Raw genomic sequence first — 15,687 nt, 5'->3', positions numbered from 1 at the left:
AATTTAATAAATTATAAGTCTGTGGCTAGAATTAATCTGCTATTTCCACCTGATACCTATCCACACAATACTTCTCTACATTGCATGCCCCTGTTTTGACATTAAAACGCCACTGATGCAGCGGGCAAATGATTTCTTCTCCTTTTATTTCACCTAGACTCAGACTAGCGCCTTGATGAGGGCAGATATTGTCGATAGCATAAATTTTTCCATCGAGATTTACTATGCAATATTCCTTTCCATTATGTATATAAATAGTGGTCTGTTGTGGTTTGGGAAGGTATTTTTGAGGGATAGTTATTTTTTTGTCAATCACTTTTCGCTTCTCAGTTTTACTTGTTCTTCAAACAACTGCCATAATTTATCATCTCGCACTGGCGCATCAATTACTATTTCTTCATTCGATACCGGATGGGTAAATCGGATGTATTTAGAATGTAAATCAAAAAAGCCATCTTCATTGGCACGCTTATAATTGTATTTGACATCGCCACGAATGGGAAAGCCATGATGTGCAAACTGCGCTCGAATCTGATGATGACGACCCGTCATTAAATCTATTTCGGTCAGCATGAAATTATCTAATTCCGCTATAATTTTATATTTCAATTCGGCACGCTTATGCATTGGCTTATCGACATCACTCACATAGGATTTATTATGGTTTTCTATTTTTCTTAGATAGTTTACCCAGTGTCCTTCACGAGGCAAATCTCCTTTTTCTATAATAGCCCAGTAGGTTTTGTGTATTTGTCGATTGCTAAATAAATCACACATTCGCTCTAGCGACTTGGAAGTTTTACAAACAATAACGATGCCACTGGTGAGTCTATCGATTCGGTGCGGTAGACCGATATACACATTTTCATCAGGATTTTTGCCTTTCTTTTCTCGCTGGTAGTCACGAGCTATTTCTTCTAAGGGTTTTACAATGCGATCTTTGTCCCACTGCACGAGCATGCCCGGGGGCTTATTGTAGATGATAAGATGGTTATCTTCGTGGAGGATGGAGAACATAGGGATAGGTAATAATTAATAACTAATAGTTAATAATTGTGTGAAATTAGGCAATATGCTATCATAATCAATTTTTATCATCGATTAGAAATTGTTTTAATACTTGAAGTTAATAGTTTCAGAAGTTCCGTATTCAGTTTGTGAAGTTCATTAAAAACCTCTTCGTTCATTAATTCTGATTCAAAAAGTAACTCAAGCCAATATTCGGTTTCGTTTGCTTCTTTCAATGAAATTTTGTACTTATGAATAAAGTCATTTTTACTTTCTGCATATTTAGCTTCACGGATATTTGCGCCAATACTAGTCCCGCTCTTCATTAATTGCCTTGTAAGAATATATTCTTTCTTTTCCTCTGAAATATTTCGGCAATGCTTAATAACTTGAAGCGCCAGTGATTTACTTTTATCTAAAAGGATGTTTTTATTTTCCATAACAAACCAATTATTAGTTATTAATTATTACTTAATAGTTACTAGTTTCAAAGCTAACTCATCTAACTGCTTGTCATCTATTATACTCGGCGCATCTATCATAATATCTCGTGCACTATTGTTTTTAGGAAATGCGATATAGTCACGTATAGTTTCACTACCGCCGAGAATTGACACAAAGCGATCAAATCCAAAAGCTATCCCAGCATGAGGTGGAGCTCCATATTTGAAGGCATTCATCAAAAATCCAAACTGCGCCTCGGCTTCTTCTTGGCTAAAGCCTAGAAGCTGAAACATTTTAGATTGTAAATTTTTGTCATATATTCTGACAGAGCCACCTGCTACCTCATTGCCATTAAGGACTAAATCATAGGCATTCGCTCTGACTTCAATTGGATTCGTTTCCAAAAGCGCTTCATCTTCTGGTTTGGGTGCTGTGAATGGGTGGTGCATAGCATGGTATCTGGCGCTTTCTTCGTCCCAATCCAGCAATGGAAAATCTACTACCCATAGAGGTGCAAATTCATCAGGTTTACGCAGACCTAATTTTTCTGCTATCGCCATTCGCAAGGCGGATAGTTGAGGTCTTACCTTCTTAGCTTCTCCAGCTAATATGAGCATTAAATCCCCTGCTTTCGCATTAAATTTTTCAGACCATTTTTTCAAATCTTCTTCGGCGTAAAATTTATTTACAGAAGAAGTAAGCGTATTATCTGTATTGTACTTAGCCCAAATAAGCCCTGTAGCTCCCACCTGTGGGGTTTTGACAAAGTCTGTCCACTCATCGATTTGTTTTCTAGTCCACTCTGATACCCCTGCTACCTTGATACCCACCACCAATTCTGCATTATCAAAAATAGCAAAATCTTTGCCTTTAACTAGGTCTTGCAATTCGCAAAATTCCATACCAAATCGAATGTCTGGTTTATCATTTCCATAAGTACGCATCGCATGGTCGTAGGTCATTCGTGGGAAAGTATCTAAATCAATTCCTTTAGTCTCTTTGATGATATATTTGGTTGCTTCTTCGAAAACTTGTAAAATATCTTCTTGTTCGACGAAGGACATTTCACAATCCACTTGTGTAAATTCAGGTTGTCTATCCGCCCTTAAATCTTCGTCACGAAAACATTTTACAATTTGGAAATATTTGTCGAGACCACCCACCATTAATAATTGCTTAAAGGTTTGTGGAGACTGAGGTAGTGCGAAAAACTGCCCAGGATTGACTCTACTAGGCACTACGAAATCTCGAGCACCCTCTGGCGTAGATTTAATGAGCACAGGTGTTTCTACTTCTATAAATCCTTCCTTAGATAAATATTGACGGAAAAGCTGAGCTACCTGATGTCGAAAAATAAGTTTCTCTTTGAGTGGATTTCTTCTAATATCTAAGTAGCGATATCGCATACGGAGTTCCTCACTTCCATCGGTATCATCTATGATGGTAAATGGAGGTACTTCGCTAGCATTAAGAATGGTGAATTCTGAAGCTATAATTTCAATTTCACCTGTGGGAATATTTAAGTTTTTATTCTCTCTCTCCTTGACCAGACCTTGAACTTGAATAACATACTCCCTGCCGAGATCATGCGCTTTTTCATACAATGCTTGATTTTCTTCGGCATTGAAAACCAACTGTGTGATGCCATAGCGGTCTCTTAAATCAAGAAAAGTCAACTTCCCAAAATCTCGCAAATTCTGCACCCAACCAGCTAGGGTAACAGATTGTCCTTGATGTTTTAAATTTAATTCTCCGCAAGTGTGTGAACGATACATAATGAGTGGTCGGTTTTCAGTCTTTAGATATCAGTAGAATTTTGCCTACCAGAAAACTGACGACCGACTACTGATTACTAGTGACTATTATTTTGAGGAAAGTAAGGGATTCGAACCCTTGATCCGCCAAGGCGGATACTCGCGTTCCAGGCGAGCCAGTTCAACCACTCCTGCAACTTTCCAGTGGTTATTTTTTTAAGGATAGCAAAGATAGTAAAAACCAGCTTTTATCTAGTGAAATCTTTCCCCATTGATATAAACCTCATCTATTAATGGCCGACCGAAACTATAAGGAATAGATGCCAACGATTGTAAGTCCGAGGAAGTAAAGAAATTGGCCCGTTTGCCGATGGAAATGCTTCCAACCTCATGACTCAAATCCATAGCATAAGCTCCATTAATGGTAGCGGCATTAAAAGCCTCGGCTGGTAGGAGTTTTTGATAAATACAAGCGAGGGATATGACAAAATTCATATTGCCACTTGGTGTAGAACCAGGGTTATAGTCGGAGGCTAGAGCTATAGGTAGGCCGTTATCTATCATTTGGCGCGCTGGGGCATAAGGTATTTTTATAAAAAATGAACAAGAAGGGAGAAGCGTTCCTATAGTTGATTTATTCTTTAAATATTCGATTTCTGTCTGAGTCAATTCTTCTAAATGATCGGCAGACAAAGCACCTCTATCCACAGCCAATTGCAAGGCCCCCATATTCGAAAGTTGATTGACATGCAATTTTGGTCTAAGTCCAAACTTATCAGAATAATCTAAAATTCTATGGGCATCTTCTAGAGAGAAGTAATTTTTCTCAATAAAAATATCGATATACTCTGCTAAATCTTCTTTAGCTACAATTTCAATACAAGGATAAATAACTTTTTCTATGTATTCTTTTGGATTGGATTTGTAAATGGTAGGTATGGCATGAGCCCCGAGAAAACTTGCTTTGATAGGAATAGCGAAATTTTCATATAATTTTTGAATCACGCGAAGCATTTTTATTTCTGCATCGACGGTCAATCCATATCCACTCTTTATTTCCAAGGCTCCTGTTCCCATCCTTATCACTTGCTGCACTCGTTTCGTCGCTGATTCTAATAATTTTTCTTCACTCGTTTCACCTAGTTTAGCTGCACTATTTAAGATACCACCTCCTGCTGCGGCTATTTCCTCATAGGTTTTACCCTGAATCTTGAGTTCGAATTCGTGTTCCCTGGGTTCTGCGAAAACTATATGTGTATGGGAATCTGTATAACTCGGTAGTACCGATTTTCCCTTCAGGTCAATGATAGGCGCTGCATTCTCTATCCAGTTCGTCATTTCTCCAAACTCAATAATTCGTCCATTCTCTACCTTCATATAGGCATTGGACAACGACTCAACCGCTTTCATCTCCGCACCAGAAAGTCTTTTAATATCAGAATCTAGTATGCCATATAGATTCTTTATATTGATAAAATTTTTCATTGTCTGATTATTAGAATAGTTTTCGTTTTGGAGTCTAATTTTACTTTTTCAGAAATTCGATAGCCTAAGATAGCTATAATATCATTATCACCATCGACAAAAACTCTATTTGACAATTTTTCAGACCTCGACCATTGCAATTCTTGAGCTATGTCAGACAGTTTTCTGGATAAGCCCCTCATGCCGAATGGTTTGATTTTATCACCTATTTGCATAGGTCTGGCATTTATTGGAAAATTAAGCTTATCTATATCGATATATAAACTAGTTTCATTAAATAGATTAGGTTTGTTTTCTACTATTTCTGTATGAAAAGCGCTATCCGAAATCAAATCATGGAGCGCATGGTAAATTTTAATTTTAGAATGAACTTCAGATATCTTTGAAATGCGAAAGTTCTTAACTTCAATTTCGTATGATGACAACTGAAAGAATTTAGATTCTTGGCTAGACAAAGCATGAACTATATATTCCAACTGATCTTTGTGTGAAATTTCTTTATCAAGTATATGTGAGATGATTAATGGCAAATATGGTTTATCGGTATAGTGAGTTAAATCTAAGTTACCTGTGCTATCCCAAATTTCAGTTAAGGAGTAGCATACATCATCAATCAAAGATTTAGTTTGAGAGCTTAAATTCCCAAGATGTATCAATGCACTTCTAAAGGAAGGATTTATTTTATCTATTGATGGAAGAATTTTATTTCTGATGTGATTCCGCTGATAAATATTTTCATTATTGGATGCATCTTCTCGGTATTCAATTTTATTTTCTCTAGCGTAGTCTAATATGGTTTCTTTTGTTATATTTAAGAAAGGGCGAAAATATATGTCATCTCGAATTTCTTTCATGCCTGATAGTCCTGATAGTCCTGTACCTTTGATGAGGCGCATAAAAATAGTTTCCGCCTGGTCATTTTGATGATGTGCTAAAAGAATGAGGTCTAATTCTTGCTGATGATAGATTTCTTGAAAAAATTTGTAACGCAAATTTCTTGCTTCCATTTCAATAGAAGTGGAATTTAGTTTAGCAGAATTTTCTGTATCAAACGACTTAGTGAATGAACGAAGATTATTTTTGGCTGCATAAGATTTGACAAATTTTTCATCCTCAAACGATCCTTCTCCACGTAGTTGAAAATTGCAATGAATTATAGAGAAATCAAATTTGTATTTTAGAAGACAATCCGCAAGCACCATACTGTCGACACCACCACTGCAAGCGAGAGCCATCTTTTTATCATTTAGAAAAAGTAGTTGAGACTTAGTAAACATGATAGTGCTTATTCTTTTGCTTCAAGGTGTTAATTAAATCTGATTTTCTATATCCTATATTGGACACCAATACAAAGCTATCTCTTTTTTCTATATAATCATCCCAGTGCTCTTTATTCTCTTTTGCTAAAACCAAGAATTGTGGCTGAGCTGCTAAGTGATAACTAAATTTATTTCTTTGTTGGACTATATAATCATAACTAGAATGTATTTTTGAAGCGTCGATATTATAAAAGGATTCTAGGCTATTGAAAAAGTATCGCTGCATATTGTCATCTATTGTGTCTGTAATTATGTGAAGTTGATTCTTGTTTTTATAGGCGATAGCGCTATGTTTATAGTTTGAGACGAGAAACCAATTCTCTTCTATAGCCAATCTAAAAGAATGAAATGAGCTATAGCATGTAAAGATTGTTGTGCAGATAAGCGTTAATCTTAGACTGAATCTTGTTTTAGAGTATATTAAACTCATTCCAAATCCAATGAGTGCAAATAGCAAAATCAATCCTATTATATCAAGTATATTCGAGTGAATACTAGCATATGGAATTTGACTAAAAAACGCTATGATAGTATTTTGTATTTTGATAAGTAGCGTCAGGAGATCGCCTAGTAAATTCGATAGTAAATCTAGTTTAGAAAAAAGGATAAATATGAATCCTACATACATGATAAGAGTAGTCAAAGGCACGACTAGAATATTACTCAATGAACCAAACCAAGAAAATTTATGATAATAAAAAATAGTCAGAGGAGCAGTGAATAGCCATGCTGCTAACAAAGTTACTGTTGATTTCCAAATGAAATTAAGTATAAAAGAACCGAATTGAATTTTCCAAATGGCTCGATGATAGATGAGCATAATGCCTAACAAAGCACAGTAGGAAAATTGATAACCGATATTGAATAATTGATGTGTGTCAAATAATAAAATTAGCCAGGCAGAAAGAAACAAAATATTATACGAACTAACTCGCAATTGTTTCCATTTTGTGAAATCAAAGAATAAAAACATGATGAAACTACGCATGATAGGTGCGCTAAATCCTGTCATAAGGGCATAAAGAAACGAGACACTGTGTTTAATAATTAATCGTAAACCTTCTTTTTTTATCGCAAAAGACAATAGATATTCTAGAAATAAAATAAGTATACCGAAATGTAATCCTGAGATAGAAAGTATGTGAATCGTTCCAGTATCGGCATAGGCGGTGTATAGATCTCGATCAACATCGCTGCGAATGCCTATAAGTATAGACTTGGCTATAGCATTAGAGGATTTATCGGATAGCACTCGATCAATTTCATTTTCAAAATAGTCTCGCAGTTTAAATGGAATCTTAGATAACTGGTAAAAACTACTAGAATCCATACTAATGGACGAAAAATCTTTTGAATAAAGTGTGGCGTAAATCCCATTGCGCTCTAACCATTTGGCATAGTCAAATTCAAAGACATAATGCGCATGAGAAGGTTGAACTAAACGACCCTCGACTTGTAAAATTTGACCATAATATGGTTGTTTTATTTGAATATCCTTAGGTAGATAAATTAGAATTTTCTCATGGAGAATTACTTGACCAGTATCAGATTGAGACCTCAATAAGGTGGCTTCGAGTTGAAGTGAGTTAGCTTTTAACAGAGGTTTGTCTTCTAGGCGAATGATATGACTTGCTTCTTTTTCTAAAATAGGTTTTAGCTTTTCCAAGCTATCTGTTTTCTCCTTCCATGTCCAGCTATGAAAGAAAATACCAAAACTAAAAATGAGACAAAATACAAAGCTATCAGAAAACTTACTTCTACTCACTTTGATAAAAAAGTAAAGTAAATTGAGAGCAACAAAAAAGAGGAAAGGAAGACTTATTAATACCCAGTAATTCGATATAAATTCTGAAGAGATGATGCCAAAGGTAAAAGCGATAAAAACTTTGAGGTATAATAAATTGGTCAATAAAAACTTTCGCCCTGATTTCATAATGTATGGTTAAACAATTGGCAAACGACTAAATAGTCGCCATGCATTTCAATTCTATCGAAATAGAACTCGGCAGGGATGATACCTCTACGGTGGTTCTACATGGCATCGCATCTTTAAAGTATTCAGCGTAGATCTTGTTATAGATATGAAAGTCCCGTTTCATATTGACTAGAAATACCGTGACATCTACTAATTTATCCCATGAAGACCCGCTCTCTTCCAGTACCGTTTTCACATTGTCAAAAACAGAGCGCACTTGGGCCTCAAAATCAAATTCTAAATAATTACCATATTTATCCAGCTTCAATCCTGGTATTTCATCTGTTCCTGCTTTACGAGGACCAATTCCACTAAGGAATAAAAGGTTTCCTACCTTTCGGGAATGCGGATATAGACCGAGCGGTTTAGCGGCCTTGTCTGTGAGTATGGGATTATTTTCTGACATATTGTAATTCTTGATTAGCAAAGGTAAGAAAAATCAATTTTGACTTCTATAGATAATTTTCTTTACATAATTGTCATTTTTTTAATATATCTTTGCAGAGAAAGGAATAAATGAAAGGGATAAGATTCATTCACCTTTTAAACTTAAACATATGATTTAAACTAGAAAAAACGTAAAAATATAAAACGGTCGCACGACTTTCCTCTCCGTGATAAAATCGGAAATTTTATAAGGAGGACGAGGAGACGGGCAAGACTACCCTTCGGGGTGTGTCCTTGCTTGTTTTATTAGTTCTCCAGGTTTCCGATACCTATCACGGTTAGTAATTCAGGCATGGCTCCACACCCTTCTTTATATTTTTAATCATGTTTTACTCGCAGATCCGGAGCCAATGAGTACTCAATCATACGATGCAATATTGATATGAGGTTCTTTACAGTTTTTGCTACTAAATACCAGCCATTGGCTTGAATGCCTTTGCATATAAAATCAAATTAATAAACTCTTAAATTCAAATCATATGAAAAAAATAATATTATTACTCATAACAATATCATTATGCAAGTTATCCGCCCAAGTGGGCGCTTTTCAGGTAAGACGACAAAACACAAGTGACGCAGCCATTATGCTAGGGTATAATGATTATAGATACCTAACCTTTGGCAGGGCATCTGCTAATCCGAATAATGGTGCGTGGTCTATCGAGCATTGGAATAGTGGTCTTAATTTCTGGAGACCATGGAATACTTGGAACTCTGGAAACTATAAAATGTTTATCTCTGACGGAGGTTTTGTGGGCATAAACATGCGTCCAATCGATTGGTATTCGATTTCTGTCCCTGTATCGTCCTATGCGTGGTGGCTGAGAAGAACTATTAGCAATTTTAGGCTACAGATAGAGGGCAATGCCATCTCTCACGGCTGGTACACTTGGAGCGATGTGAGTATCAAGACCAATATTGAAAATCTACCTACGGTATTAACTAAAGTTCTCGCTCTAGAGCCGAAAATGTATAATTATACCAAAGAAAGATCAAACTCGGATATACCACTTACAGATAGTATAGATATAAAGGACTCCACGATAAAGGCAGACTTTCATCTACCAATACCTACTGAAAATGAACCCAAGCACTATGGTCTAATAGCACAGGATGTCAAGGTTCAGTTCCCCAATATTGTAGGTACTGTAAAAGAAAATTTAGAGGCTATCAATTATGTAGAATTAGTCCCTATATTGATCAAAGCTATTCAGGAGCAGCAGCAGACGATACAAGATTTGCGCCAAGAGATTATCAACTGGCAGGGACGATCTATCGATACCATTGGTCAGTCTCGGTCTCGATTGTTTCAAAATACGCCCAATCCTTTCGATGGCACTACGACCATCACATATTTTATAGATGAGACGACGGCTGTGACCTCAGCTATTATAGAAGTGAGAAACATTATGGGAGTGCTACAGTCTACCATAACCCTCAGTGATGGCACAGGCTTAGGCAGTGTGCTCTATAATGGTTCTGGTCTAACCCAAGGATATTACATCTATACGCTCAAAATCAATGGTAGTGTCAAAGATTCAAAAATGTTTTTAAAAGAACAATAGTATGAATAAAAGAGCTTTCTCTCTTCTCGCTGTCATTCTAGCGCTCTTATTTTATATTTCTTGCAGTAAAGATATAATTCAAGATCAGAAGCCATCAGACCCTCGAGATAATCTTGTAGGAGCGTATAATTTTGATATAGTGAATCATTATCTCGAGTTTGAAATAGATACAATTAGAACGAATCATGCTCCGGGGTTTGTTTGTAACTACAGATACACGCATGTATTTAAAAATTATACATCTCGAGGCAGTGTAGTCAAATCGGATAGTTCACACCAGTTTTTAGTCTATTGGGGACATGATACGATTCCAATATCTAATTCATATAGTCCTACAAGTATTAATATGGTCAATGGAGATTTTCAATTTGAGAATAAATTATCCTTTTCGGACTATTATTTTGAGCAAGAAAGTCTAAAATTCGTATTAAATCCCTTTGGTAGTTTTGGATGGACAATTAAAGGTAAAAAAATTAAATAGAAATAAATATGAAGAATCTAAGATTATTATTTCTAATAAGTTTCATTGGTATCAATAGTTCTACTGTCGCTCAGCAAGAATTTAAAGAATGGGCACCTATAGGCGCTAATTGGTTGTATTGTGACCAGACTATCGGTGGCGAGTATTTTTGTGTGAGAATAGCGCATGAAAGAGATACAACTGTTCGCAATCATAGGTACAAGGTGTTTGATGTCTTCGACCTTCAGGTAAGACCCACTTTTGAAAATCGATCCGAGGTCTTATTGGGCAGTTATTTTATATCTACAGTCGGAGATACTGTTTTTGAATATTGCCGCAAGGAAAAAAAAGAAGTCTACTATGTGGATAGAGAATTGGTGGGTGATACCATTTATCCATATAGAAGCTGTGACCCCAATGATACCGTCTGGGTCAGATTAGATACTGTTTATTATAAAATTATGAATGGTTTCGGTACTTCAGCAAAATATAAAATGAAGATATATTCAAGCAATGCCTCATACTTTAGTTGGGGAAAATATGTGTCGAAAGATACATTAGCTGAATTCATGCCATACAAGGCAATAACATTCTCATATTTAATCAGGTCTAACAATTTCAATTATCATAAGTATTTGGTTCATAATGCTACATGTCGATGTAACAATCCAAATTTTAATCAACCAAGAGTATCGCCTCAGCATTTTGATTGTTATTATGATCCGAATCTAGGAAGCTACATATTTTATTCTGGTTTCTGCTGGCTGAGAAATGCTTATATGTCTATACAGGGTTCAGATAGACCAGGTTTGAAAATCTATCCTAATCCTGCCAAAGATCAGTTGTTTGTACAATCGGATAATTCGGAAGAATTGCTCTATATTATCTATGATAGCCAGGGGAAATATATTTCCTCTGACAAATTTCATCAATCTGCGAGTCTAGATATTTCTCACTTACCTCCTAGTACCTATTATATATGTATTCAGAATAAATCAGAAGTTCTAGGTCGTCAAAAATTCGTTAAAAATTAAATAAAAAGATTATGCATAAAAAATTAATATCAATGGCTGCAAGTTTTTTCACTTGCCTAATTATTCTAGATGCTCAGAATACCTGTAGAGAGGTTCATCCTCCTGGTTTCCGCTTTTTTCGGCAGCATCTGCTTAATCAGATGCGAGAGTACCCTCGATTAAAATCAGGTACAGAGTGTGACAAAAAAATAGTTAGGCTCAATATTTATTTTATGCAAGATGATAATGGACTTAAGAACTTTAATGCACAGGGAGATGGATTAGGGAATAGTTATTCTGGTAAGGACTTTGCCTATGATATGGTGCGAGAGGTCAATCATAGGTATAACTTAAATGTCAAACTGCGAATCCCTCCGAACAATAATATCCCAGTCAATCACAAAGATATTCAGTTCGTCATCGAGGGTATTTATTATATTCGAAATTCCAGAATAAATCGCGAGATGGATACCGCATCGGATGGTGCTGGAGGTTGGCTAGAAAGGCAGCCAACAGAAACAGATCTAGCCGCTCAGAGACTAGGTCCTATAGATAGTGTCGTTCATGTGTTTATACATGGGGTTGGTATATTTCCTGAGAATCCTTCACCTGGCGTATGGGTTTTTAAAAATACTTATGGCGGTGGCGGCTGGGGAGGCCCTATTGTTAAAATGGGTAGCTATGCGAAGTATTTTTCATTTTTTGCTTCTTCTGGTATCAATAAAAACCATCCGAGAGATTGGTTCTGGGATGGAGAAATTAAAACTTGGGAGCATGAACTTGGGCATTCGCTATCGCTCAGTCATACCGTCCGTTATAATAATGGTCCATTATGCCCTACTATCAGAATTTTTGGAGCTACCAATATAGATACAACATGTGATGATGGAATTCCTAATAATGAAACACCATCGGCATGGTATATGACAGATACCCTATTAGCACCTATTCATCCTGGGGAGCGTAATGATTCATTAAGAACATTACACCCTACATGGTGGTCAAATAATACTATGGATTATGACCATAATCATGCAATGAGCCCTATGCAGATCGAACTTATGCATTATTTTCTAACCTTTACGGGCACGTATACCCATAATGGAAACATCATACAAGGCAATGCAAGCCGATGGTTGGTAGAAAGTGAGCAAAGAATAGATCGCAACTACTGCTCTTGGATAGCGAATAGAATAGCCCACTATGGCAGAAGAGTCAATCTCAATAGACTATGTTCGCCTAATCTCAGAGTGTTAGGAGGGACTAATCGTAAAGTGATAGCGTCACAAACTACAGAGATTTTTGGGGGATTTGAAGTCTTAGCAGGTGGAGAGTTTGAAATCATTAATACCTGCCCTAAGCCATAAAAAATAGGTATGTATTATACACAGCCTAGCCTCGCAGCTAGGCTTTTTTTATGCAAAAAAAAAGGAGTTCGGTAGGGGGAACCGAACTCCAAAATACTATGAAAACAAAACTAACATAATCTCGTCATTGTTGACGATACTATGAAAACCTGATGCAAATATAAAAAGAAAATTGCCTTAATCAATATTTTTTTACTCGCTCCGTTATCTAGATGTTAACAATCTAAATTTTATAGTTATGACATCAAAATCAGAAATCGGACACCCAAAAAATGTTGCTTATTTGCATGAACTCATAGACTTTTGTCTCGGATATGGGGGAGCTTACAATCCTACTAGAACCGAATATAAGGTCTCAGAACTTCAAGCCTTAGAGACTAATGCAGATGCAGCAATCAATCTAGTTACCGCCAAGCGCACTGCTTTTAATAACGCTATTAACGACCGCATCGCAGCTTTCAAAGACCTGCGAGCACTCTCTACCAGACTCGTCAATGCACTCTCAGCCACCTCTGCACCCAAGGCATTGATAGACGATGCCAAAGGCTACAACAAAAAAATACAAGGCTCTAGAGCCACTGCCGTAGAGACTCCTACTGACCCCAATGCACCAGTACCCACTACCATTAGTGTCTCACAGGTATCTCGAGACCAGTTGATACAGCACTTTACTGGGCTTATTGAAGTACTAAGCTCAGAGCCTAGCTATAATCCCAATGAAGCCGACCTCAAAATCTCATCCCTCAATACAAAAAAGTCTCTGCTTATCACCACCAATAATGCCGTATCGGCTGCCTATGCAGACTATAGCAATGCTATTATTGCGCGCAATAAGACTCTCTATGCAGATGAAAAAGGACTTGTACCCATAGCTCTAGGTGTCAAGAAGTATATCAAATCCATATTCGGAGCTACCAGCGACGAATACGCCCAAGTCAAAGGACTACCCTTCAGAAATCTGAAGTAGTTATAAGTGATAGAATATTTCCAGTGCCATCGTTGAAAAACGGTGGCATTTTTTTTATAATCAATGAAAAAATCTAACTTAATTATTTTGATTATTTTTGCTAAGTCATATCGGACGGATTAATTTAATATCATTTAATCTTCAATATTATACATGCAAGCAATCAATAAACTTATATTAGGAGATAATTTAGAGATTCTAAAAACTTTGGAGAGTGAATCTGTAGATTTAATCTATCTAGACCCACCATTTTTTAGCAATAGAACCTATGAAGTTATCTGGGGAGATAGCGGAGAGGTGCGTAGTTTTGAAGATAGATTTTCAGGAGGTATAGACCATTATATTTCTTGGCTCAAAGAACGAGTCATAGAAATGCACCGCATACTAAAACCTACGGGCAGTATTTTTCTGCATTGCGATTGGCATGCAAATTCTTACATAAGAGTTCAAATTCTTGATAAAATTTTTGGAGAAAGTAATTTGAAGGGAGAAATTATTTGGCAGAGAACTAATGCGCATAATGATGCTAAAAAGAAACTTGCAGTTCTATCAGATACAATATGGTACTATTCAAAAACCAATAGGAATATTTATATTCCACAGTTTGCTGATTATTCTGAAGAATATATTAATCAAGTTTATAAATATACGGACGAGAAAGGTAGAAGATTTCAATCAGTCGATAGTCGAAGTCCAAATCCAAGACCAAATCTCACCTATGAATACAAAGGATATAAGCCACATCCAAATGGATGGGCTGTTTCATTTGAAAGGATGAAAGAACTTGATGAACAAGGGTTGCTTATTTTTCCAAAAGACGTTTCTGGTAGAATTCGTTTCAAAAAATATCTCGATGAAATGAAGGGGGTCATAGTAGGAAATATTTGGACTGACATATCAGTTATTTCCTCTAAGTCTAACGAAAGGATTGGCTACCCTACTCAAAAACCAGAAGCATTATTGCATAGAATAATTGAAATGGCAAGTAATGAAGAAGATACAATTCTTGACCCATTTGTAGGGGGTGGTACTACTGTAGCAGTTGCTGATAAGCTAAATCGAAGATGGATAGGCATTGACCAGTCTGTAGCAGCTATCAAGGTCACTGAGGCTCGTATGCAGAATCGGCAAGATTTATTTTCAAAGCCATTTATTACCCAGTTGCATAAATATGACTATGATACACTCAGATACACAGATGCTTTTGAGTTCGAGAGTTTTATAGTAGTTCAGTTTGGAGGTACTAATAATACAAAGCAGCGAGGGGATTTTGGTCTTGATGGCAAGACACGAGAGAACACACCTATTCAGGTCAAGCGCAGCGATAATATTGGGCGCAATGTAGTTGATAATTTTTTATCGGCAGTAAAGAGATATGACAAAAACCTATACGATAAAAACAAAGCTGAAAAGAAACCTGTCGGTTTCATTATCGCTTTCTCGTTCGGCAAAGGCGCAGTTCAGGAAGTCGCTCGATTAAAAAATGAAGAAAATATTATTATCAAATTGGTTACTGTAGAAGATATTATCCCTATTGCTAAAAAACCAAAACTATCAGTAGAGATTAGAGATTTGGTCACAGACGATAAAGGATTTCGAGAAATTGAGTTTATTGCTAAGGGTGAAAGCGAAGCGGGTATCGAATTTTATATGTGGGATTTTGACTACAAAGACGATAAATTTAGTGCGGATATACTGTTAGATAAAATTGGTCAGCACACACAAAAATTCAAGGCAGGAAAATATAGTATAGCAGTCAAAGTAGTTGACAATGAAGGCCTAGAAAGCATAGAGGTCATACAACTAAAAGTTAATGGAAAAGTGGAGAGGTCGTAGCGATATTTATAATTTGCTTTATATCACTTTACGCAAACAGAATATGA

Annotated in this window: 14 protein-coding genes and 1 tRNA gene; 6 read left to right on the top strand and 9 right to left on the bottom strand. The window is 36.4% G+C overall.

Going from position 1 to position 15,687, the window contains the following annotated elements:
- Positions 1-31: 31 nt before the first annotated feature.
- The 9 genes from JNL75_03725 to JNL75_03685 all read right to left on the bottom strand — a co-directional run bounded on the left by JNL75_03725 (position 32) and on the right by JNL75_03685 (position 8,391).
- Positions 32-316, bottom strand: coding sequence for a Rieske (2Fe-2S) protein (locus tag JNL75_03725; GenBank protein MBL7788925.1), 285 nt, complete (start codon positions 314-316; stop codon positions 32-34).
- Positions 313-1,017 (bottom strand): RluA family pseudouridine synthase, encoded by a 705-nt coding sequence (locus tag JNL75_03720; protein MBL7788924.1) that lies wholly within the window; start codon positions 1,015-1,017, stop codon positions 313-315. Before JNL75_03720 ends, JNL75_03725 begins: the two co-directional genes overlap by 4 nt.
- Before the next feature lie 77 nt (positions 1,018-1,094).
- Positions 1,095-1,448: a four helix bundle protein gene (locus JNL75_03715; protein ID MBL7788923.1), complete on the bottom strand. Its 354-nt coding sequence runs from the start codon at positions 1,446-1,448 to the stop codon at positions 1,095-1,097.
- Positions 1,449-1,475: 27 nt separating this feature from the next.
- Complete coding sequence (gene aspS / locus JNL75_03710) at positions 1,476-3,230, bottom strand: aspartate--tRNA ligase (GenBank protein MBL7788922.1); 1,755 nt, start codon at positions 3,228-3,230, stop codon at positions 1,476-1,478.
- 92 nt (positions 3,231-3,322) lie between these two features.
- A tRNA-Ser gene (locus JNL75_03705) sits at positions 3,323-3,409 on the bottom strand.
- Positions 3,410-3,458: 49 nt separating this feature from the next.
- Entirely contained in the window at positions 3,459-4,691 is a 1,233-nt protein-coding gene (locus tag JNL75_03700) for an imidazolonepropionase (GenBank protein MBL7788921.1), read from the bottom strand.
- Positions 4,688-5,968: a tRNA lysidine(34) synthetase TilS gene (gene tilS, locus JNL75_03695; GenBank protein MBL7788920.1), complete on the bottom strand. Its 1,281-nt coding sequence runs from the start codon at positions 5,966-5,968 to the stop codon at positions 4,688-4,690. The genes JNL75_03700 and tilS overlap by 4 nt, the downstream gene beginning before the upstream one ends.
- Positions 5,958-7,943 carry a ComEC family competence protein gene (locus JNL75_03690; GenBank protein MBL7788919.1) on the bottom strand — a complete coding sequence of 662 codons (1,986 nt, stop codon included), beginning with the start codon at positions 7,941-7,943 and terminating at the stop codon, positions 5,958-5,960. The genes tilS and JNL75_03690 overlap by 11 nt, the downstream gene beginning before the upstream one ends.
- A 28-nt stretch (positions 7,944-7,971) precedes the next feature.
- A complete protein-coding gene (locus JNL75_03685) occupies positions 7,972-8,391 on the bottom strand; it encodes a RidA family protein (protein MBL7788918.1) in 420 nt (139 codons plus the stop codon).
- A gap of 520 nt (positions 8,392-8,911) precedes the next feature.
- Here JNL75_03685 and JNL75_03680 point away from each other — a divergent pair.
- From JNL75_03680 to JNL75_03655, 6 genes are all read left to right on the top strand, one after another.
- A complete protein-coding gene (locus JNL75_03680) occupies positions 8,912-9,997 on the top strand; it encodes a tail fiber domain-containing protein (GenBank protein MBL7788917.1) in 1,086 nt (361 codons plus the stop codon).
- A gap of 1 nt (position 9,998) precedes the next feature.
- A complete protein-coding gene (locus JNL75_03675) occupies positions 9,999-10,478 on the top strand; it encodes a hypothetical protein (protein MBL7788916.1) in 480 nt (159 codons plus the stop codon).
- 8 nt (positions 10,479-10,486) lie between these two features.
- Entirely contained in the window at positions 10,487-11,491 is a 1,005-nt protein-coding gene (locus tag JNL75_03670; protein MBL7788915.1) for a T9SS type A sorting domain-containing protein, read from the top strand.
- Positions 11,492-11,502: 11 nt separating this feature from the next.
- Positions 11,503-12,837, top strand: a complete 1,335-nt coding sequence (locus JNL75_03665) for a hypothetical protein (GenBank protein MBL7788914.1) — start codon at positions 11,503-11,505, stop codon at positions 12,835-12,837.
- 238 nt (positions 12,838-13,075) lie between these two features.
- Positions 13,076-13,804: a hypothetical protein gene (locus JNL75_03660; protein MBL7788913.1), complete on the top strand. Its 729-nt coding sequence runs from the start codon at positions 13,076-13,078 to the stop codon at positions 13,802-13,804.
- Positions 13,805-13,957: 153 nt separating this feature from the next.
- Entirely contained in the window at positions 13,958-15,640 is a 1,683-nt protein-coding gene (locus tag JNL75_03655; GenBank protein MBL7788912.1) for a hypothetical protein, read from the top strand.
- Positions 15,641-15,687: the final 47 nt, after the last annotated feature.

This window comes from Chitinophagales bacterium (genome assembly GCA_016787225.1).
Lineage (GTDB): Bacteria > Bacteroidota > Bacteroidia > Chitinophagales > JADJOU01 > CHPMRC01.
This window is presented reverse-complemented; position numbering and strand designations above follow the sequence as displayed.

Bases quoted from the DNA above. Each gene is read 5' to 3' on its own strand.
- JNL75_03700 (MBL7788921.1), bottom strand. From the start codon at position 4,691: ATGAAAAATTTTATCAATATAAAGAATCTATATGGCATACTAGATTCT.
- JNL75_03675 (MBL7788916.1), top strand. From the start codon at position 9,999: ATGAATAAAAGAGCTTTCTCTCTTCTCGCTGTCATTCTAGCGCTCTTA.
- JNL75_03690 (MBL7788919.1), bottom strand. From the start codon at position 7,943: ATGAAATCAGGGCGAAAGTTTTTATTGACCAATTTATTATACCTCAAA.
- JNL75_03715 (MBL7788923.1), bottom strand. From the start codon at position 1,448: ATGGAAAATAAAAACATCCTTTTAGATAAAAGTAAATCACTGGCGCTT.
- JNL75_03660 (MBL7788913.1), top strand. From the start codon at position 13,076: ATGACATCAAAATCAGAAATCGGACACCCAAAAAATGTTGCTTATTTG.
- tilS (MBL7788920.1), bottom strand. From the start codon at position 5,968: ATGTTTACTAAGTCTCAACTACTTTTTCTAAATGATAAAAAGATGGCT.
- JNL75_03685 (MBL7788918.1), bottom strand. From the start codon at position 8,391: ATGTCAGAAAATAATCCCATACTCACAGACAAGGCCGCTAAACCGCTC.
- JNL75_03665 (MBL7788914.1), top strand. From the start codon at position 11,503: ATGCATAAAAAATTAATATCAATGGCTGCAAGTTTTTTCACTTGCCTA.
- JNL75_03670 (MBL7788915.1), top strand. From the start codon at position 10,487: ATGAAGAATCTAAGATTATTATTTCTAATAAGTTTCATTGGTATCAAT.
- JNL75_03720 (MBL7788924.1), bottom strand. From the start codon at position 1,017: ATGTTCTCCATCCTCCACGAAGATAACCATCTTATCATCTACAATAAG.
- JNL75_03680 (MBL7788917.1), top strand. From the start codon at position 8,912: ATGAAAAAAATAATATTATTACTCATAACAATATCATTATGCAAGTTA.
- JNL75_03655 (MBL7788912.1), top strand. From the start codon at position 13,958: ATGCAAGCAATCAATAAACTTATATTAGGAGATAATTTAGAGATTCTA.